This is a genomic window from Pseudanabaena cinerea FACHB-1277 (assembly GCF_014696345.1).
In the GTDB taxonomy this organism is placed as follows: domain Bacteria; phylum Cyanobacteriota; class Cyanobacteriia; order Pseudanabaenales; family Pseudanabaenaceae; genus Pseudanabaena; species Pseudanabaena cinerea.
On record NZ_JACJPY010000034.1, the window covers coordinates 20627 to 44459 of the forward strand.

Consider the following 23833-nt stretch of genomic DNA (forward strand, 5'->3'; position numbering starts at 1 on the left):
TATGATCACACCTACGTAAAAATAAAACCCCAACCCAGTAAAGATTTTCAAATTAAGAATATGATTCCCAAGATTCAAGAACTAATCAATCAAGCCCAAGATCGCTATCTTGCCACCGATGAGCTTGAACTAATGGAGAGCTATGTCAGTTCTTTGCCCGATCGCCTCAAACTCTATAAATTTATCCGCGATCGCGAAATTGATTTGCTACAAGCGGTAGCCGATCAAGTACCTGCCGAAATTCCCAATATTGTCGAAGCCGACCTAGAGATGGGTATTAAAAACCTAATTTTAGTATTGCGTTACTGCTCAATGGCAATGCTATTGAATGATGAGAATTTTCTCAAAGAAAGATTGTTGAATTGGCTCGAAGGTATCATGTCCATGCGCGATACGCGCCGCCTCAATGAAACCCTCTATAAACTGCTCAATCAAGGACTGCGCCAAAGCCTCAACCCTAATCAGCTTGCTCTTATCCAGCCCCTGATTACTTCAGCCCAAGTTACGCTAATTTACTAGCCCCTTGTCATCTTTAGTCTTAACACTGCCTATTTAAGGGAAAAATATCACCATGATCTCAGTTGCTGAACTCGTCAAAGAACATCGTATCCCTGCCAACTTTTTCGACTATTACGCCTATGTCAAGGGCGATTTAGAAATTGGACTATTGGAAAACCGACGCGGCGATCGCCTCCTCGCCGTCCCCTTTACCCTCATCACCTCCCTATATGCGGGATTAGCCAAAGAAACAGGACAAGCCTCTAGACTCGTATTATTCAACTGTGGCAAATGGTGGGGCAAGAACTTTTATATTCGCTTCACCGAATCCCTCGAAGAATATTATTCACAGACCCTTGCTGAAATGGACATGATCACCTTTGTCCAGAGTCTCAAAGCTTGCTGGCTAACCCACGGCTGGGGCAAATTTGAGTTTGACCCTCAATATCAAGCCCAAGGATTTATCCTGATCAAAACCTATAACTCCCCCTATGTACGTGAGATCCCAGACAATAAGTTGCCCACAGGGTACTTGGAAGCTGGTGTCCTTACCTCATTTTTTACAAAACTGACAGGGCGAGAGCTATTGGCAACCCAAACCACCTGCGAGTCTTTGGGGGCTGACTGCAATACCTACATCGTTGGGCTGCCCGAAAGACTAGAATCCGTGGAATCACTTTTATTTGAAGGACTAACCCACGATACAATTTTGCAAAAGTTAATCAAATGAACAAGCGCTTTGCGCTTAAACAAGCCACAAAAAAAGGAAAGCCCTGCAAAGCAGGGCTTTCCTTTTTTTGTGGATGAATGTCATTGATACAGCGCCTTGCGCTGACTTAAAACCCAGAGAAAACCTAAAGCCTCCATAGGTTGTATAAATCATCTACGGAGAATTTTTACCCTTAGCCATTTGCTGCTGCGATTTCCAAGCTTGGGTCAAATGACCAAAATTTGTCCGAAACTCGGCATAGCCCCACCAACTTCCAACTCGTCCAACATCCCATGACGCAGATATTGCACCATAGCTCAGCCCCAACACACCCATCCCCAGAAATAGCATACTCAGTAAAACAACGGCTGAAGTTGGTAAATCCACAATATGCTTGCTTACCAAAAAATAGCTAATTACAAAGGTGCTTAGCCCTAGGGTTGTAGGAACACCACAAAACAAAGCGGCTCTACGAACAATCCGCCGATTAACTTCATCAGGAATCCCCAATGAATCACGTTTGGAGCTATTAGAGTTAACCTTATTATTTACCTTGGAGGCTGGCTTAACAGAAGTTGTATTTACAGGTTTGCCTTTAAAATTATCAACAGGTTTACTTGCTGATTTACCGTCGGTTGTTTTTGCCACGACAGACTCAGAGAGCTTCTTTGAGTCCTTGGACTTTTTGGCGCGACTATTTGGCTCAAAGGGAAGGCGGTCTGACTTACTCATGGTTAATTACAGACTGTTGAGATTTTGACTACTAAACAAAAATTTAAGCAAAAACTAAATCAAAAAACAAATAAAAAACAATTAAAAAACAATTAAAAAACAATTAAAAATATATTTGATCGCCACACCGCGCCGATCAAATATATTTCTGAGTTGAAACTCAGCACTTAGCACTGTATTCAAGTGGCAGAGTTTAGCCTCTGACACCGAGACTTTGGATTAGTTGCTTGTAATGGGCGCGATCTGCGCTGCGGACATAGGCAAGTAAGCGCTTACGTTGACCAATAATTTTGAGTAAGCTACGGCGAGAAGAAAAATCCTTAGGGTGTAGCTTGAGGTGGGTGGTCAATTGGTTGACGCGCTCTGTCAACAAAGCCACCTGAACATCCGAGGAGCCAGTGTCGGTGGCGTGCTTTTGATATTCAGAAAATATTTCTAGTTTGCGTTCTTGCAGCAGTGCCATGGTGAAAAATTAGTCTTGACTTGATGTGTACTTCAATTATTTTAGGACAATGGCGATCGCCATGCCTTCAAAAAGCGTTTTTAATATATAACAACTTTCAGATCGCCTAGTCTAACACGACTAAGCTAATATAGCAAAATAAAGGCGGCGCAATGCGCCGCCGCTTTTCTAATGGGCTGAGCCATTGCCATGATACTTATCAGTATCGTAAAAGCCGTTGCGAGTACCAAAGAATAGGCAGCTAATCGTAAATAGGACGGTCAGCACAGGCAGAATAACTTTGAGATCTAACATAGAGCTTAGTTTTTTATGTACGGTAATTGTGTGATTAGCAAGATGATAGCCTCAAGTCTTAACAGTTCTGATAATTATTAAGAAATAATTTGAGATTAATTATTTGAGATTAGTTGTTAGCATCAGTGGTGTCGTTAACTTCCGCATTGGGACGATAGCTCTGCTCAAAGGCATAGCGCACGATTTGCGAACGGTTTTCCAAGTTTAGCTTGGTCATGATGCTGCTGAGGTGGGTCTGTACGGTGCGCGGGCTAATCTGCAAGCGTTTACCGATTTCTTTGTTAGTGAAGCCTTGCACGACTTGCCAGAATACTCGTTCTTCGGAAGGGGTAAGATTGGTACGCGAGACGGGAGCCGTTGGTTGCTGGAAAAGACGCATATGGTCAGGGGCAGATCTGTGAGGCTCGCGTTTGTGGGGCGAGAAAAAGTCAATATCGGTTTTGCCAATGGTCATGCGATCGCCGCTTTTGAGCAAGATCGGGAAGGTAATCCTTTGTCCGCGCATAAATGAACCATTGCGACTACCAAAATCCACCAGATAAAAGCTACCTGATTCGTTGTTGTGGTTACGGGTTCGCAAGTCACCACGGGGTGCATCAAAGCCATCATGTTTTGACGCACCAACTATTTGGATGGTGGCGTGATAGCGGGAAACCCACTTATCGGTTAACACTATGGAGTTATCGTAGCCTCTGCCGATCGTCCAAAAATCTGCGCTCGTGAGAGGAACCATTTGCTGCCCTTCATCTGCATGGATGATCAGATATGGGTGTGGGTGTAGAAGAGTCACTGAACTATTAGACAACTTTGTTGTGTGCATCTCAATTAATTGCCAATATAACCTATTTATATATTGTGAGACGAGTTTTAATAATTTTGAGTTCCTATATTGACAATGCAGTAGAACCACATAGATTTAATTGTCAAGGTTCAGCTTTTTTGTACCGCTAGGTACTGGGGCTTTTCTGTGGTTGATTACCCTTGCCACAGAATATAATATAGCCTAGATAAGGCGGTTGAAACCGCCGTTCGCTTATATCTCAGCGCTAAAGCGTAGAGCTTTTCGCTTATCGTGTGTTTCTTTGTAAATCCACTCCCAAAAAAATTAAAGCCATGATTTGGATCGTGATCGCCACACACTTAATAATTAGTATTGGGCTGCTTTGGGCTACTTGGCAGGTGTGGCTCCTTCGCAATGCTTTAAAGGAGACTGTGGTAACTGTGGATAGTTGGACTGAGGCTTGTGAGAGTGGTTTACAATTCTCCACACCAAGTTTGGAAATATCGCGGCAGGGAGTTGGGGCGGTGAAGTCTCAGTATCAAGCTTTGCAAGAACAGCTAGAAAAGATTCGTAAGTTGTTGTCTGTGCTTGGGCGTGGTGTATCCTTTGTAGGAGGTCGTTGGCGTAAGTCTAATAATAAGTCTAATAATATGTCGGGCAAGTCAGTCGGTAGGTCGTCAGGGAGTAGAAGAAATGGCAAGGGGCGTTGGTAAGTTTTTTGGTGGTTTATTGCTTGGTACAGCGATTGGTGCTGCCGTAGGTATTTTGTTTGCCCCACGCTCTGGGCGCGAAACCCGTCAAGCGATCAAAAATTCGGTAAAGGATCTGCCCAAATTTGCGGAAGAGGTGGGTTCAACGGTGCAGTATCAGGCTGATCGCCTCACTGAACAAGCACAACGCACCTTAGATGAAGCTATGATCCGTTTACAGGAGGCGATCGCTGCGGGGCAGGAGGCTAGCCGCAGGTTGCAGGATGAGCTAATCAGCAATGGCAATGTTACGGATAACTCCATAATTGACCTAGACGAGCGTTCGGTCATGGATGATGATTAGGCAGTAAGCAGTTACAGGAAACTATGTCAGAAGCGATTTTTCTGCTGGGTTTATCATTTTTATTAGTGGTGATTTGCCTGACGATTCTGTTATTGACGGCGATCCCCACTTTTCATGAATTGGCAAAAGCAGCTAACAGTGTGACCCGTCTAGCCGATACTTTAACGCGGGAGTTGCCTGCGACCCTTGAGGCAATTCGGATGACGGGACTGGAGTTGAGTGAGCTGAGTGATGAGCTAAATCAAGGGGCAAAAAATGCAGGGGAAGCGGTGAAGCAGGTCAATGAAAGCATCAAGGGCGTGAAGCAGTCGGCATCTAGTGCTAAGATTGCCACTCAAAGCGCTTTTGCAGGAATCAGGGCGGGGCTGAAGTCCCTCGGTCGCCCACGCCGCAACCAGAGAGCTACTGAATCTATTGATGCTTACGATCAGGTTTACACCGATAGTCTCAGTGGCGATCGCACTGGTGATGCCAATCTGCTGAGCGATCAAGAGTTTGATGAACAAGATTTTAACTAATGTGAGTGGGAAGTCTCGCACTCTATCCGTTTACAAGGATGAGTGGCGGGATGAAAACGAACCAGAGAATAAATTGAGCAACAGTGAATCGATGATAAAATGGAACTAAGCGGGGTTATAAAGAGTAAGTCGTGATGAGCTAACTTTCCGTCTTAGAGACGGCTCTAACAAGGCTCTCCCAGCGAAAGAGGAAGCCCTTACTCTATATTTTTATTTACAAAAAAATGAGTGTCGGGTATGTCACTGAGCAGGATGCGATTAGGCGAACTAGCGATCGCCGTGAATGAGTGAAAAAGAGTAGCGCTGCTGCTCTTTTTTTAGTTTGTTGTTAATTTTGTTGGCAGCGATCGCATACACCACTGACGGTCACTTCGTAGTTATCAACCTTCAGACCCGAGCGAATCTGCTCAAAGCCAATGCCCTCAAAGGCATTCCAAGCAATATCCTCAATTTTGCCGCAGCACTTGCAGCGAAAATGGTGATGGGGCTGCACATTGGCATCGTAGCGGCAGACTCCCTGCTCTAATAAAACTTCACGCACTAGACCTGCATCACGTAATGCTTGCAAGGTCAAATAAACAGTGGCTTGCGATGAGGTGGGAGCATCTTGGTTGAGGTCATGCAAAATTGCCTCGGCGGTGGGGTGATCTTGGCGGCTCAGTAAATTTGCATAGACAGCAAAGCGCTGGGGAGTAACTCGTAATCCCTTCGACTTTAGTATTTGCACTACCCGATCCGCTTGCTTTTGCATAATGAGACTTTTAGGCTTTAACTAGATTTATGACTTGCTAGGTTGTCTATAGCACAATCATATCATTACCATTTAGGAACAACAAATATATTAAACTTTTTCTAATAATTAAGTTGCTCTAGCTATTGACTAATTACTAAATAAGAATTATTCTTAGATACATAAACCTTAAATCATTAACCCAAACAAAAAAATGGCAGTTATCGAAACCGTACCCCATGTCGTCTTCAAAACCCGTGTGCGCGATGAATCCATAGAGGGGCCTAACCCTTACCGTTGGGAAGACAAGACCACCGCAGATTTGTTTGCTGGCAAAAAGGTAGTTGTATTCTCATTGCCTGGTGCATTTACCCCCACTTGCTCTTCTAATCACTTACCTCGTTACGAAGAGCTATACTCAGAATTTCAATCCCTCGGTGTTGATGCCGTAATCTGTGTATCCGTTAACGATGCCTTTGTGATGTTTAAGTGGGGCAAAGAAATCGGTGCTAAGAATGTATTCTTGCTACCCGATGGTGCTGGCGAATTCACTCGCAAAATGGGAATGTTGGTAGATAAGTCTAATATTGGCTTTGGTCTTCGCTCTTGGCGCTATTCCATGTTGGTAAATGACTTGAAGATTGAGAAGATCTTCGTTGAGCCAGGTTTCGCGGATAACTGCCCTACCGATCCTTTTGAAGTTTCTGATGCCGATACCATGTTGGCTTACCTCAAGGGTACTGATCCTGCTGGCGTATCTGCCCCTCGTTTGGCTTTCGTTGGTTAGTAATTAAAACGCTTTGCGTTTAGATAAAAAGCAAAAGAGAAACCGTTGCAAAGCAACGGTTTCTCTTTTGAAGTGAGCGATCGCTTAAAGTAGAAAAGTAAATAAGTGAATTAATTTCTGAGTGGGGTTGCCATGAAACTCTCTAGCAAAAATCTTGATCAGCGCCTCGATACCATTTACGATGCGATCGTTGTTGGCGGTGGTATGGGCGGTTTATCGGCAGCAATTTACCTTGCTCGTTATGGTTTGAAATGCTTGATCGTAGAAAAAGGTAAAGGGCGATCGTTGTGGATGCAAGATTTACGTAATTATGTGGGACTCGACCCCACCACCCCAGGACGCGATATTTTGAATCATGGCACTAAGACAGCCTTAGATTGGGGAGCCGATCATCTGCGGGGTTATGTGGAAGATGTCACCGATGAAGGCGAAACCTTTGCGGTCAAGGTCAAGGTTGGTAAAACCAATAGCATTTATCCAATATTTCGCAGTAAATATTTAGTTGCCGCTTCAGGCATCATCGACAATCTGCCTCAACTAGAAGATATGCAGAATGTCTTTGACTATGCAGGTTATACGCTTCATGTCTGCATGATCTGTGATGGCTTTGATATGTGGGATCAAAAGGCAGTGCTAATTGCCAATACAGAAGGACAAATTAATGCCGCCTTTGTATTGAACTGGTTTACACCTTATATTTCGGTATTGACCCATGGTCTTTGTGAGGTCAGTGATACCATGAAACAGAAACTGGCTGAACATGGTTATCCGTTGTATGAAGCGCCGATCGCTAAGTTTCATGGCGAAAATCACCATCTCAGACAGGTGGAACTTACCGATGGCACGATCATCGAAGCAACCACTGGCTTAGTGGGTATGGGTTCGATCTATCACAACCAATATCTCAAGGGGATTGCAGGTTTGGAATGGGATGGCGAAAATCTGATTACCAACGATATGTGTAAAACCAGTCACGATCGCATTTTTGCCCTTGGCGATCTCAAGAAAGGCTTAAATCAAGTATCGATCGCCGTTGCCGATGGCACATTAGCCGCCACCCAAATCTGGCGCAATATTCGCCGCGCTAGTCCAGCCCGCAAATGGGAAGAGAATATCAAGGTTGCCACAACGGTTTAACCCCAAAGCCTCGCGATGCGGGGCTTTTTTTATGGGAATGCCAAGGCGGTTGAAATTAAAGCGATTGTAATTTGCTAGGCTAATATAAATTCATGAAAGCGTGACAACACTAAAGTTACTAATCAGGGCTAGATGCGCTATGAATGTTGCGATCGCACAAACAAAGAATCAATCTCTAAGCCTAGATGAGTTTGTCGCTCGTTATGGCAGTGATAACCGCTATGAACTGATCGATGGAGAGGTGTTTGATTTGGAACCAACGGGGCAACATGAGGAAGTTGCGGCTTTGATCACGGCTAAAATCTGTGTACGGATTGATCAATTAAACTTACCTTGGTTTGTGTTGCAAAGAGGCTTGTTTCGACCTGCTAATGCAAGTATGGTGGCATTTCGTCCTGATGTGATGGTTATAGATCGCCTAGAGGTCGCCCAAGAACCACTCTGGCAAGAACAATCGATCATTACAAAGGGTAGCTCAATTAAGTTTGTGGCGGAAGTTGTGAGTAGTAATTGGCAAAATGATTATGCACGTAAGGTTGAGGACTATGCAGCATTAGATATTCCTGAATATTGGATTGCTGACTATTTAGGCTTGGGCGGGATTCGACATATCGGTAAGCCTAAACAGCCGACTCTCTCAATTTGCACGCTGGTAAATGGAGAGTATCAAATTGATCTATTTAGAGGTAATGAGACGATCGCTTCACCCACATTTCCTAATTTAAATTTAACTGCTGAACAAGTTCTGAATAATCCAGTAGCGAAAAATAGCGTAACTACTTGTTGATTTAATTTTCGACTTAATTTTCGATTTGAAAATTCTTGCTGGACTTAGCTTGTAATTTTCGAGCATACTGTCATGCTTTCATGAATTGTTCGGCTAAGTACATATACTTATTACTCATTATTTTGAATTTAAAGACCGCGATCGCGATATTGCGTCCCTAAATGACCATGTAGCAATGACGATCCTGACTTAATCATTGAGCCTAATCTTAATGATTAATTACAAACTTAACTTTACCTTTAACAGTCCTTAACCTTGTAATGACAGATGCGGTTTAGTATCGATCTTGTCTAGTTTGATTGCTCATCTGCCTTTTCTATGTGGCTGCTCACCTTGATCGCCCAAATTTAGTTGCTTAACGCAGTTTTAACTGTGATGCGATCGCAGTTACTAACTGTAAATTAATCAATCAACCCTAACAGACTCCAATCTAAACAAGAATTATATGATGTCCAAGAAGAATATCAATCGTAATGTCGCAGTGTTTGTAGCTGGCGTTACACTAACAGTCGCTCTCGCTTCCTGTGGCGGCGGTGAGACTCCTACCACACCTACTGCAACAGGCGCAGCAACAGGTGCAGCAACTCCCGCAGCAACAGGCGCAGCAACCCCTGATGCTAAGCCCACTGCTGCCCCTGCTGCTTCTAACTTAACTGGCAACGTTACTATTGATGGCTCTAGCACCGTTGCTCCAGTCAGCAAGGCAGTTGCTGAAGACTTTGCTAAGGCAAACCCTGGTGTAAAGGTTCCTGTGGGTACTAGTGGTACTGGGGGCGGCTTCAAAAAGTTCTGTGCAGGTGACACTGATATCTCCAATGCTTCTCGTCCTATCAAAAAAGCTGAAGCCGAAGATTGCAAAAAAAATGGTGTGGAATTTGTTGAACTGCCCATTGCCATTGATGGTCTGACCGTAGTTGTTAACAAAGAAAATACTTGGGCAAAGTGTCTCACCGTTGCTGAACTCAACACCATGTGGTCTCCAGATTCTGAAGGTAAGATTACCAACTGGAATCAAATTCGTCCAGACTTCCCCAGCGAGCCTCTAGCATTGTTTGGCGCTGGTGCTGACTCTGGTACCTTCGACTACTTCACCGAAGCCATCAACAAGAAGTCCAAGGTTAGCCGCAAAGACTTCCAGCCTAGCGAAGATGACAACCTCACCATCAAGGGTGTACAGGGCAATAAGGGCGGTTTAGGCTTCTTCGGTGTTGCTTATTTTGAAGAAAATGCTAAGACCTTGACTGCTGTTGAAATTGATGGTGGTAAGGGCTGTGTAGCTCCAACTGCTGAAAACATCAACAACGGTACATATGCACCATTGTCTCGTCCTCTATTTATCTATGTGAGCAAGAAATCCCTTGCCCGTCCTGAAGTTAAAGCCTTCGTTGACTTCTACTTCAAAGACATCAAGGTTGTCAAGGAAGTTGGTTATATTCCTCTTCCCGAAGCTGCATTGCCTAAGATCTTGGAACGTGTAAGTGCAGTCAAGACTGGCAGTACATTTATGGATGCTCCTGCGGGCGTACCGATCGCTGAATTGTTAGCTAAGGACTTGAAATAGTCTCTTAAATAAATAAGCCCTTCTGAGTACATTGAATGTTTTAACTAGCCCACTGCTAGCTAAAACATTCAAGAAATTTGCTTGGAGGGGCTTAGATTATTTTGAAACTTGACTAGGAGATTATTTATGAGCAATCCCGAAGGCGATTCATTAGATATTTACCAACGCGCCGATCGCAACATTCGTGAAAGCTTGATCGGCTATGCGTTGCTTTTTTGTGCCTGTGTTTCTGTACTCACAACCATTGCAATTGTCTATGTCCTTGCCTCAGAGACAATTAACTTCTTTGGCAAAGTCAGTGTCGGCGAGTTTTTGTTTGGCAAAACCCTAAACAACGGTCAATATACCTGCACTTGGTCTCCGCAATTTGCCGATAAAAACTTTTGCGTTTGGCCCACGGTTAATGGCACCTTTATTGTGGCAATCCTAGCCATGTTAGTCGCAACCCCTTTAGGACTAGCGACCGCAATTTACTTGACCGAATATGCTTCACCAAGAATCAGCAAAATTTTACGACCAGCGATCGAGCTTTTGGCAGGTGTGCCAACGGTTGTCTATGGCTATTTTGCTCTAACCTTTGTGACCCCAATTTTAGCAAAAATTATTCCAGGTTTGAGTGGTTTCAATGCTCTTAGTGCAGGCTTAGTCATGGGTGTGATGATCATCCCCACGATCGCCTCTGTCAGTACCGATGCCATGACTGCTGTACCCAGAGCCTTGCGTGAGGCAGCCTATGGGCTTGGTTCCACCAAAAAAGAAGTTGCTACCAATGTGGTTTTTCCTGCGGCACTCTCTGGCATTTGTGCAGCAATTATTTTAGGGATCTCCCGCGCTGTCGGTGAGACGATGATTGTGGCGATCGCCGCAGGGCAAAGACCAGTATTAACCCTTGATCCTAGGCAAACCGTCGGCACAATGACTGCCTATATCGCCCAAGTTGCTAAGGGTGATTCACGGGTGGGTAGTGTGGAATATCAAGCCCTCTTTGCGGTTGGTATGACTCTATTTTTGATCACCCTCGCCCTCAACATTATCAGTAAGCAAATTAGCAAACGATTCCAAGAAACCTATGAATAACCAAAATTTAGATGCACTAGGGCTGAGTGAGGGTCAATCTAGTGATTCCAAATTTGACCCAAAATTGGAGTCAAGGCAGATGTGGGGCAAAATATTTGCCTACTTCTGCGTTTTTGCCACCCTATTGGGCTTAATCGTCTTGGCTTTCTTGATTTTTGATGTGGTGGGCGATGGCTCTAGCCGACTCAATACCGCAATGCTAACCCAATACCCATCACGCCGTCCCCTCGAAGCTGGCTACCGTGCCGCTATTTTAGGTACGTTTTGGATGCTTGCCTATGTATTGTTATTAGTAGTCCCCCTTGGGGTTAGTTCTGCGATATATCTTGAAGAGTACGCGCCGAAAAACTGGTTTACTGAATTAATTGAACTAAATATTTATAACCTTGCTGGTATTCCTTCAATTATTTACGGTTTGCTAGGTCTAGGACTGTTTGTACGCGGTCTATACAGTGGACGCTCGGTAATTGTGACAGGGATTTTAACTATTACCTTGCTGATTTTGCCCCCTGTAATCGTGATTTCCCGCGAAGCAATTCGGGCAGTGCCGCAGTCGGTGCGCCAAGCTTCCTATGGTGTCGGTGCAACCAAGTGGCAGACTATTAGACACCATGTACTACCTGCCGCCCTACCAGGCATTTTGACAGCCGTAATTATCTCTAGTTCTAGAGGTATTGGCGAAACTGCTCCCATTGTGGTTTTGGGTGCTGGTACGGTTTTGTTTGACCCTAAAGCGTCGCCAATTAATTTTGGGGCCTTATTTAGTGGTAGATTTGGAGATGTATTCACTGATACATTATGGTCGAACGATAACTTCTTTTCAGTGCTTCCTTACCAAATCTATGAATGGGTGGGCGATGCTAAAGCCGATTTTCAAACCTTAGCTTCAGCAGGAATTGTCGTTCTCTTGGTGCTAGTTTTGGGCATGAATTTGATCGCCATCTTCCTGCGTAACAAGGTGAGTTAGTTCTGATTAGTCGCCTAAATTTAGCACCCTCTAATTTAACGAAGGATAAATAATTACAACTGGTCATTGACAATGAATGCAAGTGATAGTCAATCTGCTGAAAAGCAATCTGTTTTAGTAGCTGAAAATGTTAACGTTTTTTATAGCTCTAATAGCCCTGCGGTTGCAGGTGTATCTTTAGAGATTCTAAAAAATCAGATTACAGCCTTTATTGGTCCATCAGGCTGTGGCAAAAGTACAATTTTAAGATGTTTCAATCGCCTCAATGATTTGATTGAGGGTTGTCGGGTTAAGGGTTCGATTACTTTTAATGGCATCGATCTATATGATCCTAAGGTTGATGCGGTGGCAGTGCGCCGTCATATTGGCATGGTGTTTCAGCGTCCTAATCCTTTCCCTAAGTCCATTTTTGAAAATATTGCCTTTGGTCCTCGCATTAATGGATTTAAGGGTTCCAAAAATGACATGGCTGACTTGGTGGAAAAGTCTTTACGGTCAGCAGCAATTTGGGATGAGGTAAAGGACAAGCTCAATGAGAGTGGCTTAGCTCTCTCTGGTGGTCAGCAACAGCGTTTATGTATTGCAAGGGCGATCGCTGTGGAGCCACAGGTAATCTTGATGGATGAACCCTGCTCAGCCCTTGACCCCATCTCTACCCTCCGCATCGAAGAACTGATGCAAGAACTCAAGCAAAAATATACGCTGGTCATCGTGACTCACAATATGCAACAGGCATCGCGATCGGCAGATATGACTGCTTTCTTTAATACTGAGCTTTCTGATAGCGGTAAGCGCATGGGCAAACTAGTGGAAATTGATCGCACATCGGTGATTTTTAGCAGCCCCAAGCAAACCGCCACCGAAGAATATATTAGCGGTCGTTTCGGCTAAATGCGATTGTAGGTATATTCCAATTACATCAAAGTTAAAAGCCTGTTATTGTGGCGTTTCATCACAATAACAGGCTTTACTCTTAAGCAACATTCAGTGTGTATAAGAATTGCTGTGCCTAGACAAGGGCAGATTCTAGTTTATGTTGATTCCAAAGATTTTGATAGATTGCTGACTCTGCCAATAGCTGAGCGTGGGTTCCTACCTGTACTACTTGACCTGCATCCATCAAAATAATGCGATCGCAAATAGAAGCTGCCGAAAGATTATGGGTAATAAATAGAACGGTTTTGTGTTGGGGGAAATTAGCGAGAATGCCCGTGGCGGTTTGGTTGTCGACACTAGAGAGCGCGTCATCTAGCACCAAAATGGGGGTATCCACCAGTAATGCCCTTGCTAAAGCCGTGCGCTGCCGTTGTCCACCCGAAAGCGTGATTCCCCTTTCACCCACAAGGGTGTCATATTGCTTAGGAAATTTGAGGATCTCAGGTTCAATTTTGGCTTGACTGGCAAAATTTTCTACCTCATGATCGAAGGCTTGGGGTTTGCCATAGCGAATGTTGTCGCGTATAGTGGCGCTGAATAGAAAGCTATCCTGTGGCACGAAGGCAATCAGCGATCGCAGATCCTCAATTCGCATTGCGGTAATATCAATGCCATCAATAAATATTTGTTGCGAGCGCACATTGATAAGACGCATCAAGGCATTTGCTAAGGTTGACTTACCAGAACCGACAGTTCCTAAAATTGCCACTGTTTCCCCTGGCTCCACGCGAAAATTCACCCGATCAAGGGCTGGTACTATGGCGTCGGGGAAAGTAAAGGTAAGATTTTTAATCTCAATGCTGCCTTTGATTTGATCTTTATGAATGGCGATCGCTTGGTCGGGATCGGCGATCGCGGGGGGCATATCAAGAATATTTTGAATCCTTTGCAGACTGACCACGCCGCGCTGATAAGTCACCATCACAAATCCCAAAATTGCTGTCGGGAAAATCAAGCGCTCCACATAGATAATTAGGGTAAGCAGATCGCCAATTTTAAAGGTTGTATTAGCAGGATTAGCTAGTTTCTCACCACCAAACCAAATCAACACCAAAAAGCTAATACTGGCGATGCCCCCTAATAATGGAAATAAAATATTGCGGCTCTTCGCCATTCGCAAATTGGCATCTAGTAGGCGATCGTTGAGGCGAGCGAAAGCATCGCGTTCATTCTGCTCTTGGGCATAGGTTTTGATCAGTGCCATGCCATTGAGATCCTCTTGCAGTAATGAACTAACCTGTGATAGTTCTTCCTGCACTTCCATCTGTTCATCACGCAATTGACCGCTAAAGCTCTGCACAATTACCAACATGATCGGATAAACCGATATTGATAAAACTGTGAGCATCGGATCGATGGAGAGCATTGCTGGCAAGGTCAGACTATAGACAAATACGGAGTTGATAATGCTCAGCAACGCAAATCCCATCAGCCTGCGGATATTTTCGACATCACTGGTGACAATGCTAATGGTTTCCCCTGCGGAATTATTAGAAAAGTAACTGGGTGGCAGCTTCAACAAATGCTCAAAAATCTGCTGCTTGAGGCTAAATTCCACTTTGCGCCCGATGCCAAATATCCAAACACGGGATGTCATTCTAATGATCCACATGATCGAAGATAGCCCCACGATCAGCCAGACATAATTCATAATTTGGCTGGTGTCTATACTTTGAACTTTGCCTAGACCATCTACGGCGACTCTTATCAGTGAAGGTATATAAGTGCCAAGAATATTGGCGGCTAACAGAGCAGTCGTACCGATCGCCAGATCGAACCAGTAAGGACGGAGATAGTTTTGCAGATTTTGAAATTGCGATCGCGCCATATTATTTTTACTTACTCAAGAAGAATTCGGTTAAGGCTTTGACTGCGGGAGACAAAATCACAACGGCGGCGGCAGCGCTGATTAAGCCAAAGGCTAGACTTACGATTTGGGTTGAAGCTTTTTGATAAGCCTCGCTGGTGATTTTCACCTCTTTGATGTTGGATTCAAGACTAATAAATCGCTTGTCCATACCATTTTCTAGACTAATAAACCGCTTGTCTATATCGTTTCCGAGTTGCTCAAGCCTGTCTAAGATGGTTTTTAAATTGTCATCACTCACGGGGGGGGGACTCCATATCTTTGATTGCAAACTAGCGATCGCTGTTAGAAACCATCTAAGAATTAGTTTCTAAGGTCAAAAACTCTAAGAGATCCCCCTCAATCCCCCTTGTAAAGGGGGAAGAAGATAAATATCATATTCTCCCCCCTTGAGTAAGGCAGTCGGGGGGGATCTAGACAATTCTTAAATGGTTTCTCAGAAGTAAAAAGCAAGTGCCAGCACTTGCTTTTTCATTAATACTAAACTGCTAGAGCAGGTTCTTTAGTTGTAATGGTCGGATAGTCGAGTTCAGGATAGAGTGGGAAGCGATCGCATAATGTCTGCACTCTCGCTAGGCAATCCGCTTGCACTTGGTCATTATCTGGACTGAGTAGGCGATCGGCGATGATATTGGCAATCTCGCGGAAATCAGATTCTAAAAGTCCCCGTGAGGTCATCGCAGGTGTGCCAAGGCGCAATCCACTAGTCACAAAAGGCGACTCTGGATCAAAGGGAACCGTGTTTTTGTTGGCGGTAATATTTACGCCGCTTACCAATAAATCGGCAACCTTGCCAGTCATGCCAATGCAACGCAGATCCACCAATACCAAATGATTATCCGTGCCATTGGAAACTAGCTTGAAGCCGCGCTCCTGTAACTGCGCTGCCATTGCCTTAGCATTGGCGATTACCTGCCCCGCATAGGTCTTAAACTCTGGACGCAAAGCCTCACCAAATGCCACCGCCTTCGCAGCGATTACGTGTTCCAGCGGTCCCCCCTGAGAGCCTGGGAATACCGACTTATCAAATTTTTTGCCTAGTGCCGCATCACGGGTCATGATCAATCCGCCACGGGGACCTCTGAGAGTCTTGTGGGTGGTGGTGGTGACAACATCGCAATAGGGAATGGGGTTAGGGTGATGCCCCGAAGCGACTAGCCCCGCAATATGGGCGATATCTGCCATCAAGTATGCCCCCACCTCATCGGCGATCGCTCGGAATTTGGCAAAATCAATGATGCGCGAATATGCTGAATAACCACAAATGATCAATTTGGGCTTATGCTGCAAAGCCAAATCGCGGATCAAATCAAAATCTAACTGCTCGGTTTCCTTATTTAGTCCGTAATGTACTTTGTTAAACCACAGTCCCGAAACATTCACAGGCGAACCGTGGGTCAAATGTCCACCGTGAGAAAGATCCATCCCCAAAAAAGTATCCCCTGGTTTGAGCAGGGTCAGGAATACGGCAAAGTTTGCCTGTGCGCCAGAGTGGGGCTGGACATTAGCATGGGCTGCGCCAAATAGCTCTTTGACACGCTCGATCGCGATCGACTCAATTTCATCGACAAACTCACAGCCGCCGTAATAACGCTTCGATGGCAAACCTTCAGCATATTTATTAGTCAATACAGACCCCTGTGCCGCCATCACCGCAAGGGAAGTAAAGTTTTCACTGGCAATTAATTCAATATTGTGGCGTTGTCTTTCAATTTCCTTGCCAATAAAACCAGCAACAAGGGGATCGGCAGCATTGAGGAGAGAGAACAAATTAGTCATTTTTCTAAAATATGGGACTGGATATACGGACTAAATCTAATATTTATAGGGCATGGCGAAGCAGCACCCTATAAATACTAATATAAACGCTCTAATACATACTCAGTCAGACCGATCAAGGAATGCTTAGGCGCAGAGGCAGGCAGCCATTCGATCGCTGTTAGTGCCGATCGCACATGGGTTTTAGCAAGCTCTCGTGATCGGGCAATACCATCACTGCCGTAAACCAATTCCAAAGCTCGCTCTAGATCCCCCACCTCACTAAATTCTCGCTCGATCAATCCGCGCAGGTGCGGATGTTCTTCTAGGGCAAATAGTACAGGCGCGGTCAAATTGCCTTGCTTGAGGTCAGAACCCGCAGGCTTGCCAAGGGTTTCGGTGGAGCTAGTGAAATCGAGAATATCGTCAACAACTTGAAAGGCAATGCCAAAATGCTTGCCAAAGTTAAATAGCTGCTCCGCCTGCACTTGACTCACCCCACTCAATACCCCTGCTGCCTTAGCGCTGCCTGCCATCAAAGAAGCCGTTTTATAAAAACTCTTTTCCAGATAGTCCTCAAAGGTCAAGTCACTGTCAAAAGCGGTGAGACTCTGGCGGATCTCTCCCTCGGCAAAGTCCGTAATTACCTTCGACAAGAGCTTGACCACTTCGAGATTATCCAAGTTGGCAAGATACCAAGAAGCTTGGGCAAACAAAAAATCCCCCGCAAGTACTGCAATCCGATTGCCAAAGCTGCTATTGACCGTTGGCATTCCGCGCCGCAATTCTGCTAGATCGATCACGTCATCATGGACGAGGCTAGCGGTATGGATCATCTCAGTGATTTCTGCCAAGCGTCGATGACGAGCGGTAATGTCGCGATCGCTCATGGTGGCACGAGACACCAACAACACGAGGGCAGGGCGCATACTCTTACCCTTAGCCTCAAACAGATGCTCAGCAGCAGCATATAGGATCGGATGCCTTGCCCCTACCAACTGCTTCAAATTATCCGTGAGCGTGCGTAAGTCATCTTTGACTGGTGCAAAAAGTTCGGTGACAGATGCGGTAGGAAGGCTCATGCGAATAAACCAGATTTATATCAATTTTTACATATCTTCATATATTGTATGAGTAATGTTGAAAGAGTTAAAGACGTATGTCCATAGGTTTTCTGAATCAGCCACCAGTTGCAAGTCTCACAATGACCGTAAATGGCTGATAATCATCACCAACTACTCCTTTAGCCAGAAATTTCTGCTTACTGCCCTGATTGCTGTGGCGATCGCCACAAAATACCAGCACTAACTGATAATTAGCCGTATGTATTTAAGATCTATACCTTAGGGCTTGATTCTTAAACTTTATTTACGATTGCTATATTATTTAATAAATCGTATTAATCCAATCGTTATAGATGGAAATTTGACTAATGATGCCTAGGCTACTCTTGATCGACGATGATCCAATCATCTCTGAAATGGTGACACTGAATCTTGAACATGCTGGATATCAAGTCAGCCAAGCAAGTGATGGTATTAAAGGACAAGCCCTTGCCATTCAGTTGATGCCAGACATGATCATCCTTGACTTGATGCTGCCCAGAGTTGATGGGTTTACAGTTTGCCAAAGGCTACGCCGTGACGAACGCACTAGGGAAATTCCTGTCATGATGCTGACGGCAATGGGGCAAACTCAGGATAAAGTCGAGGGCTTTAATGCAGGAGCAGATGATTATCTCACCAAGCCCTTTGAGTTAGAAGAAATGCTGGCTAGGGTACGAGCTTTATTGCGACGCACCAATCGCATTATTGATACAGCCAAACATGGCGAAATCTTGATCTTTGGCTCCCTCACCCTTGTGCCTGAGAGGTTTGAGGCAATTTGGTTTAATAAAACTATCAAGCTCACCCATTTAGAGTTTGAGTTGTTGCATTGCCTCCTGCAAAGGCATGGGCAGACCGTATCCCCTAGCGAAATCCTCAAGGAGGTTTGGGGTTATGAACCCGATGACGATATTGAGACGATTCGGGTGCATATTCGGCATTTGCGTACCAAGCTAGAGCCTGACCCACGCCATCCCAAATATATCAAAACGGTTTATGGGGCAGGTTACTGTTTGGAGTTACCCCACGAAGCCGATACTTATCCTACCGAACAGGCGATCGCCTAATATTTATCAAATCAAAAAAGAACTTGCTATGCGAGTTCTTTTTTTGTAGACGATCGCGCTATGCCTGAAAATAGACCCATAACAAATATCAATAGCAAATTACTGAGCATTGCATGAAAATTCTATTTGCGGCGGCTGAAGTTGCGCCCCTAGCCAAGGTTGGTGGTATGGCAGATGTAGTGGGCGCACTTCCCCCAATCTTGCGGAAAATGGGGCATGATGTGCGAATTATCATGCCTTATTACGGCGTAATCCCAGATAAGCTCAAGGAAAATCCTGAATGGAAATGGAAAGGTTATGCCATGTTTCAGGAATTCGATATTTTTGAAACGGTATTGCCTGGTACGGATGTACCTTTGTACTTGATGGGGCATGGCTCATTTATTCCAGCCCGTGTTTATGGCGGCGAAGATGAAGATTGGCGGTTTACGATGTTTGCCAATGCCGTCGCCGAGTTTGCATGGAACTATTGGAAGCCCAATATTATTCATTGCCACGATTGGCATACGGGCATGATCCCTGTGTGGATGCACCAAGTTTCTGACATTGGCACTGTATTCACGATTCATAATCTTGCTTACCAAGGTCCTTGGAAATGGTTTCTAGATCAGATTACATGGACACCTTGGTATATGGATGCTCATAACACGATGGCAGGAGCGATCAAATATGCCGATCGCGTGAATACGGTATCGCCCACCTATGCTCAGCAAATCTGTACCCCTGCCTATGGTGAAGGGCTAGAGGGGCTACTCTCCTTCTTGAAACCTTGGGGGATTTTGAATGGCGTTGATACTGATGTCGAAAATCCTGCAACCGATGCGGCACTAGTCCAAAACTATTCCATCGACACCCTAGACGATCGCCTCGCCAATAAACTTGCGCTGCAAAAGGAATTGGGACTAGGTGTTAACCCCCGCACATTTTTGATCGGCATGGTCAGCCGTCTAGTCGAGCAGAAGGGGGTGGATCTAATTTTGCAGATTTTAGAGCGCTATCTTGCCTATACCGATGCTCAATTTGTGGTGCTAGGTACAGGCGATCGCTACTACGAGTCCCAGCTATGGCAAATTGCCGCCCGTTATCCTGGACGGATGTCTGCCCAAATCCTCTTCAATTCGGCATTATCGCACCATATTTATGCAGGCTCCGATGCCTTTTTAATGCCTAGTCGTTTTGAACCCTGTGGCATTAGTCAATTAATCGCCCTCCGCTATGGCTCTATTCCCATTGTGCGGCGCACGGGGGGCTTAGTGGATACCGTCTCATTCCACGATCCGATCAATCAAGTGGGTACAGGCTTTAGCTTCGATCGCTATGAACCTTTGGATCTCTATACCTGCATGGTACGAGTATGGGAAAGCTATCGCTATGCCGATGCTTGGAAAGCCTTGCAACAACGCGGCATGAGCAGTAACTTCAGTTGGCAAGCCTCCGCCGATAAGTATGTGCAGCTATATCGTTCTATCCCTGGTTTAGAGAACGCCTAAAGTTAGTTTCATCTGCATAGCGGGTGACAATACATAAAACTAGAAGGATGTTAAAAGTATGACTGAGCCTTACTTTTAGCATCCTTTCTAGATTACTTCAAGCCTCAATAGATTACTATGCGCCAGTTCCCAATTATTCTCATTCCGCCACCTGTGCAGCGAATCGCGCAGTCAAAACCTGATGCGCCAGCCTTCACGGGCAATTTACCGATCGCCCCTAGTCAAGCGCCACAACCCATCGAAACCCAAGAAGCAATTCTACTTACCATTGGCTTAATTTTAGTGGTTGGTGTGGTCACGTTAATTGCTAAGGAATTGGGGATTGTGGTGCTGATTCTTGGCACGATCGCGATTATTTTCAAAGTGCGTTATCAGTTCCAAACTTACCGAAATCGCTATCAAAAGTATCAAGATTCTTTGCAAGGTTATTTGCTGCAATTGGAAAGCTATTCCCGTGAGGAGTTGCAATATCAAAAGAAGTTGGCGATCGCCCATGGGTCTGAGCGTGTCCTTACTTTTCGGCAGCAGCAATATAAGAAGCTATTTGCGAAGTTAGCTTTGACCGATCAAGGCACTGCAATTAATGAATTGGATAATTCTATCCATTTAGCAACTAATGCCGTGCGATTTGGGAATGCGTTGCGAAATTATCTTTCAGGCAATCTCTATCAAAATGCCAAGCTGCATATTCCTAGTATTGATTATGAATGGTCGCCAGATTTGGTATATCGCGATCCTGAGCTAAATTGTCACATTGCGATCGAGATTGTGTCGTCGGTAGAAGATAGGGCAGCGATCGCCCAAAATGATTTGGCGGAAAGATTTTTGATCAATGCTAATTGGATCATCATTAAGTTTGCTGAAGCTCAAATCCAGCGAAAGACCCTAGAATGTTGTAAAGAATTTGCTAAATTGCTCGATCGCCTTAGCCTCGATCCTAAGCCAATTGACCAGTTAACTGATGTTGCCGATCTCAACTGAATTTGGGTAATTGCAGGTTTGTCGATCTTTCTGAAAACCTAACTTTATTATTTCGAGCTGTCATAGGTTGTATATGTCATTAAAATACTCGCAAACCATCGCTAAGTCTCTGCCGATCGCCATTATCTATTTATTCCTAGTCAGCCCCGCCGCGATCGCCCAAAATGTATTTGGTGATGTAGGAGAACGCGGACAGTCGGGGCGCGATGGACGTAGTGGCAGGGATGGACAAAGTATCAAAATCGTTGGCGATGGTAAACCTAGTAGCCATGACCTCACGGGAACAGATGGCGAAGATGGCGAAGATGCCACCGCAGGGCGATCGGCGAGTCGTTGTGAGCAACCCTTTCGCCCCGAATATTCCCTAATTGGCGCGGCAGGTGGCAATGGTGGCAATGGTGGCAATGGTGGCAGTGGCGGTAATGGTGGCAATGCTTTAATTTTTTATACAGATCTTGCCAATTTGCAGCAGATCGAAATCCGTAATCGTGGCGGCAGGGGGGGACGCAACGGCAGAGGTGCATCAGGTGGACAGGGCTGCGAATGTAAGGAGTCGGAATGGCGGATCAAATATTGTGACATTGAGACACAGCGCCGCCCTCACAATGATGCCAAGGCAGCTTGGGTATATCACAGTCGTGAAAGTCGCATCTGCGGACGATCGCGGGATGGATGGGGCTTTGATCTCGATTTTGAACGGGAATATAACAGAAATTCGGAATATCGCCGTGGTGATTGGCTCTATCGGCGCACCAATAAAGGGGTTACGCGCACTAACTATTACAGTTGCAGTGCAGGACGGGATGGCAGCAATGGCAATGATGGTCAAAATGGTGCAACGGGTAGTTATGGCAGAGTTACCCTCGTTCCGCGCCTTGATATTCCCACAGAGATCACTAGCGATCGCGCCCTATTAGGCGACGCTTTGAATAAAAAAGTCCCCCTGATTAAAAATATTTGGGTGGAGCGCAGTGGGCTATCGCGGTTATTGCGTTCTAGCTCTGATGTGGGCGATCGCTATACCTATCTCAAGGACACCGCAAGGCTATTTTATCGCTTTGAATGGGCGGCTCAAGCATCACCTAGCGCCCTAGGCGTGGATCGGGTTGCCATTGGCGCGACGATAAATGTTCGCAATGAAAATGCCGAAATCACTTACCAACTGCCAGGTACACTCGAATATCAAGTCATGCCCGCCAATCCTGAAAACTTGCAAGTGGTCAAAATTACAGGCGGATTTAACCCCGATCGCGTCAGCACCTTTGAAATCACCAAAATATCGGGTGCTAGTACCGATAATCAAGTATCCTTGAGCGATCGCGGCAATGTACGCGAGCTATTGCAAGACACGCAAATTCAGGTGCAATGCTTCAGCAAAGAATCGGCAACGGGCATAATTAGCAACGACTATGTGGAACGCCGTGCCATCACCTTCAAGATTCCGCCCAAATTTACTCCTAGCAATGGGGCGATCGTCAATGGCAATAACTACAGCCTGCCCGTTGGTCGCTACTGCTCCCCTTGGCTCAGGCAAAATAACAATGTGCTTTACAAAATTAATATCAGCCAAACCACCAAAAGCGGCGCGGTTTACGAGCAGAACCTAGAATCAGCCTTTTCAGCCTTTAATGTAAATCCATAATTGAGTAGCAACTGCCCAATCATCCCCCAAAAACGCGATCGCCCAATAAATCTATTTTCTCCATTCAATATGTCCATTAATATTAAAGTCTTCAAAAGTGTTCAAAATTTCTATGCAAAAGTCTTGTAGTTCCTGATGATTTTCTTTCTTAGCTAGTTCGTAGAGACGGATAAACATCTTTTTTCCTGTCTCAGTTTGCTTAAGATTTTTCTTGAGGAAGTTATGCTGACTGCACAAAGTTTGGCCATTCTCAATGGTAGCTAAACCACCCATATCTTTAGGTTTAATATGATCGACATGAAGTTCTACTCCATTCTCTCGACCTGCTCCACAAATTACACATTTGTAGCCATCTCGCTTTAAAATCTCTTTTTTCTGAACAATTGTAAAATCTTGTTGTTGCTTATTTTGAGCATATTGAGGATCATATTTATAAATACCTTTTGCTATTTTCTGTAAAAAGTCTCTTTGATATAAGGATCTAATGCCTCCAACGAATTATTTACAGCAAGAAAAATCCCCTGAGTCTTACGTTGACCGCGTTTGAGATCCTTATCCGTATATTCCTTACCTTCAACCTCAGTACGAATCTTTTCTAAAGCTGTCACCGACTGCTCAAAAATTCGCCCCAATACATCAACGGACACCTCCACATCAAAATCAAAATCCGTAATCTCTTTGAGATCGCGGCAAAGCTCATCGGGAACCCGTAAAACCTCGTCCAGCATAGGATCATGTTTAAACAATCCCCCGTTATAGCCATGAATCGCCTGTTTTGGATTGCCAACATTAGACCTGTTGGGAAATAAAAGTAAAGTACAGAAAGGGTTTTACTTTTTCCATCCATTTTTAAGCAGAATCTAAATAGAAGTTCCATAAACCAGCAGCATTC

Annotated in this window: 28 protein-coding genes and 1 pseudogene; 16 read left to right on the forward strand and 13 right to left on the reverse strand. The window is 44.8% G+C overall.

What is annotated here, in order from left to right:
- Window positions 1-60: 60 nt before the first annotated feature.
- Both H6F44_RS11935 and H6F44_RS11940 read left to right on the forward strand, forming a co-directional pair.
- Complete coding sequence (locus H6F44_RS11935) at window positions 61-519, forward strand: globin family protein (protein WP_190351187.1); 459 nt, start codon at window positions 61-63, stop codon at window positions 517-519.
- 52 nt (window positions 520-571) lie between these two features.
- Window positions 572-1228, forward strand: coding sequence for a V4R domain-containing protein (locus tag H6F44_RS11940; protein WP_190351188.1), 657 nt, complete (start codon window positions 572-574; stop codon window positions 1226-1228).
- Window positions 1229-1381: 153 nt separating this feature from the next.
- Here H6F44_RS11940 and H6F44_RS11945 read toward each other — a convergent pair whose 3' ends face one another.
- The 4 genes from H6F44_RS11945 to H6F44_RS11955 form a co-directional block, all read right to left on the reverse strand.
- Window positions 1382-1939, reverse strand: a complete 558-nt coding sequence (locus tag H6F44_RS11945; protein WP_190351189.1) for a PAM68 family protein — start codon at window positions 1937-1939, stop codon at window positions 1382-1384.
- 193 nt (window positions 1940-2132) lie between these two features.
- Entirely contained in the window at window positions 2133-2402 is a 270-nt protein-coding gene (gene rpsO / locus H6F44_RS11950) for a 30S ribosomal protein S15 (protein WP_190351190.1), read from the reverse strand.
- 168 nt (window positions 2403-2570) lie between these two features.
- Window positions 2571-2696, reverse strand: coding sequence for a hypothetical protein (locus tag H6F44_RS23560; protein WP_277874120.1), 126 nt, complete (start codon window positions 2694-2696; stop codon window positions 2571-2573).
- Window positions 2697-2805: 109 nt separating this feature from the next.
- Window positions 2806-3516: a LuxR C-terminal-related transcriptional regulator gene (locus H6F44_RS11955; RefSeq protein ID WP_190351191.1), complete on the reverse strand. Its 711-nt coding sequence runs from the start codon at window positions 3514-3516 to the stop codon at window positions 2806-2808.
- Between the two features lie 293 nt (window positions 3517-3809).
- Between H6F44_RS11955 and H6F44_RS11960 the strand changes: the two genes are divergently transcribed.
- From H6F44_RS11960 to H6F44_RS11970, 3 genes are read left to right on the forward strand one after another with little or no spacing between them, the layout of a single operon-like run.
- On the forward strand, window positions 3810-4190 hold the full coding sequence (locus tag H6F44_RS11960; RefSeq protein WP_190351192.1) for a hypothetical protein: 381 nt from the start codon (window positions 3810-3812) through the stop codon (window positions 4188-4190).
- Complete coding sequence (locus H6F44_RS11965; RefSeq protein WP_190351193.1) at window positions 4171-4530, forward strand: YtxH domain-containing protein; 360 nt, start codon at window positions 4171-4173, stop codon at window positions 4528-4530. The genes H6F44_RS11960 and H6F44_RS11965 overlap by 20 nt, the downstream gene beginning before the upstream one ends.
- A gap of 23 nt (window positions 4531-4553) precedes the next feature.
- Window positions 4554-5048: a DUF948 domain-containing protein gene (locus H6F44_RS11970; protein WP_242016545.1), complete on the forward strand. Its 495-nt coding sequence runs from the start codon at window positions 4554-4556 to the stop codon at window positions 5046-5048.
- Window positions 5049-5376: 328 nt separating this feature from the next.
- Here H6F44_RS11970 and H6F44_RS11975 read toward each other — a convergent pair whose 3' ends face one another.
- A complete protein-coding gene (locus H6F44_RS11975) occupies window positions 5377-5799 on the reverse strand; it encodes a Fur family transcriptional regulator (protein WP_190351194.1) in 423 nt (140 codons plus the stop codon).
- A 193-nt stretch (window positions 5800-5992) separates the two neighbouring features.
- Between H6F44_RS11975 and H6F44_RS11980 the strand changes: the two genes are divergently transcribed.
- From H6F44_RS11980 to pstB, 7 genes are all read left to right on the forward strand, one after another.
- Complete coding sequence (locus tag H6F44_RS11980) at window positions 5993-6565, forward strand: peroxiredoxin (protein ID WP_190351195.1); 573 nt, start codon at window positions 5993-5995, stop codon at window positions 6563-6565.
- A gap of 132 nt (window positions 6566-6697) precedes the next feature.
- Window positions 6698-7702, forward strand: coding sequence for an NAD(P)/FAD-dependent oxidoreductase (locus H6F44_RS11985; RefSeq protein ID WP_190351196.1), 1005 nt, complete (start codon window positions 6698-6700; stop codon window positions 7700-7702).
- 139 nt (window positions 7703-7841) lie between these two features.
- Window positions 7842-8489, forward strand: coding sequence for a Uma2 family endonuclease (locus tag H6F44_RS11990; protein ID WP_190351197.1), 648 nt, complete (start codon window positions 7842-7844; stop codon window positions 8487-8489).
- A gap of 448 nt (window positions 8490-8937) precedes the next feature.
- Window positions 8938-10050 (forward strand): PstS family phosphate ABC transporter substrate-binding protein, encoded by a 1113-nt coding sequence (locus H6F44_RS11995; RefSeq protein WP_190351198.1) that lies wholly within the window; start codon window positions 8938-8940, stop codon window positions 10048-10050.
- A 126-nt stretch (window positions 10051-10176) separates the two neighbouring features.
- Window positions 10177-11127 carry a phosphate ABC transporter permease subunit PstC gene (gene pstC / locus H6F44_RS12000; protein WP_190351199.1) on the forward strand — a complete coding sequence of 317 codons (951 nt, stop codon included), beginning with the start codon at window positions 10177-10179 and terminating at the stop codon, window positions 11125-11127.
- Window positions 11120-12094, forward strand: a complete 975-nt coding sequence (gene pstA, locus H6F44_RS12005; RefSeq protein WP_190351200.1) for a phosphate ABC transporter permease PstA — start codon at window positions 11120-11122, stop codon at window positions 12092-12094. Before pstC ends, pstA begins: the two co-directional genes overlap by 8 nt.
- 72 nt (window positions 12095-12166) lie before the next feature.
- A complete protein-coding gene (pstB, locus tag H6F44_RS12010; RefSeq protein WP_190351201.1) occupies window positions 12167-12985 on the forward strand; it encodes a phosphate ABC transporter ATP-binding protein PstB in 819 nt (272 codons plus the stop codon).
- Window positions 12986-13103: 118 nt separating this feature from the next.
- Here pstB and H6F44_RS12015 read toward each other — a convergent pair whose 3' ends face one another.
- From H6F44_RS12015 to H6F44_RS23565, 5 genes are all read right to left on the reverse strand, one after another.
- Window positions 13104-14858, reverse strand: coding sequence for an ABC transporter ATP-binding protein (locus H6F44_RS12015; RefSeq protein WP_190351202.1), 1755 nt, complete (start codon window positions 14856-14858; stop codon window positions 13104-13106).
- Between the two features lie 7 nt (window positions 14859-14865).
- Window positions 14866-15138: a hypothetical protein gene (locus tag H6F44_RS12020; protein WP_190351203.1), complete on the reverse strand. Its 273-nt coding sequence runs from the start codon at window positions 15136-15138 to the stop codon at window positions 14866-14868.
- A gap of 239 nt (window positions 15139-15377) precedes the next feature.
- A complete protein-coding gene (glyA, locus tag H6F44_RS12025) occupies window positions 15378-16676 on the reverse strand; it encodes a serine hydroxymethyltransferase (protein ID WP_190351204.1) in 1299 nt (432 codons plus the stop codon).
- Window positions 16677-16753: 77 nt separating this feature from the next.
- Window positions 16754-17737 carry a solanesyl diphosphate synthase gene (gene sds, locus H6F44_RS12030; RefSeq protein WP_190351205.1) on the reverse strand — a complete coding sequence of 328 codons (984 nt, stop codon included), beginning with the start codon at window positions 17735-17737 and terminating at the stop codon, window positions 16754-16756.
- 97 nt (window positions 17738-17834) lie between these two features.
- Entirely contained in the window at window positions 17835-17960 is a 126-nt protein-coding gene (locus H6F44_RS23565; RefSeq protein WP_277874121.1) for a hypothetical protein, read from the reverse strand.
- A gap of 130 nt (window positions 17961-18090) precedes the next feature.
- Here H6F44_RS23565 and H6F44_RS12035 point away from each other — a divergent pair, with 130 nt between their 5' ends.
- The 4 genes from H6F44_RS12035 to H6F44_RS12050 all read left to right on the forward strand — a co-directional run bounded on the left by H6F44_RS12035 (window position 18091) and on the right by H6F44_RS12050 (window position 22941).
- Entirely contained in the window at window positions 18091-18828 is a 738-nt protein-coding gene (locus H6F44_RS12035) for a response regulator transcription factor (RefSeq protein ID WP_190351211.1), read from the forward strand.
- Window positions 18829-18941: 113 nt separating this feature from the next.
- Complete coding sequence (gene glgA / locus H6F44_RS12040; RefSeq protein ID WP_190351206.1) at window positions 18942-20318, forward strand: glycogen synthase GlgA; 1377 nt, start codon at window positions 18942-18944, stop codon at window positions 20316-20318.
- Window positions 20319-20435: 117 nt separating this feature from the next.
- Entirely contained in the window at window positions 20436-21299 is an 864-nt protein-coding gene (locus H6F44_RS12045; protein ID WP_190351207.1) for a hypothetical protein, read from the forward strand.
- Between the two features lie 73 nt (window positions 21300-21372).
- Window positions 21373-22941 carry a hypothetical protein gene (locus H6F44_RS12050; protein ID WP_190351208.1) on the forward strand — a complete coding sequence of 523 codons (1569 nt, stop codon included), beginning with the start codon at window positions 21373-21375 and terminating at the stop codon, window positions 22939-22941.
- Window positions 22942-22992: 51 nt separating this feature from the next.
- Here H6F44_RS12050 and H6F44_RS24035 read toward each other — a convergent pair whose 3' ends face one another.
- The 3 genes and pseudogenes from H6F44_RS24035 to H6F44_RS12060 all read right to left on the reverse strand — a co-directional run bounded on the left by H6F44_RS24035 (window position 22993) and on the right by H6F44_RS12060 (window position 23669).
- Window positions 22993-23214, reverse strand: a complete 222-nt coding sequence (locus H6F44_RS24035) for a hypothetical protein (protein ID WP_242016546.1) — start codon at window positions 23212-23214, stop codon at window positions 22993-22995.
- 6 nt (window positions 23215-23220) lie between these two features.
- Window positions 23221-23427 (reverse strand): annotated as a pseudogene (locus H6F44_RS24040) (HNH endonuclease); the annotation flags it as partial.
- Window positions 23388-23669 carry a hypothetical protein gene (locus H6F44_RS12060; protein ID WP_190351209.1) on the reverse strand — a complete coding sequence of 94 codons (282 nt, stop codon included), beginning with the start codon at window positions 23667-23669 and terminating at the stop codon, window positions 23388-23390. The pseudogene H6F44_RS24040 and the gene H6F44_RS12060, both read right to left, overlap by 40 nt.
- Between the last annotated feature and the right edge of the window lie 164 nt (window positions 23670-23833).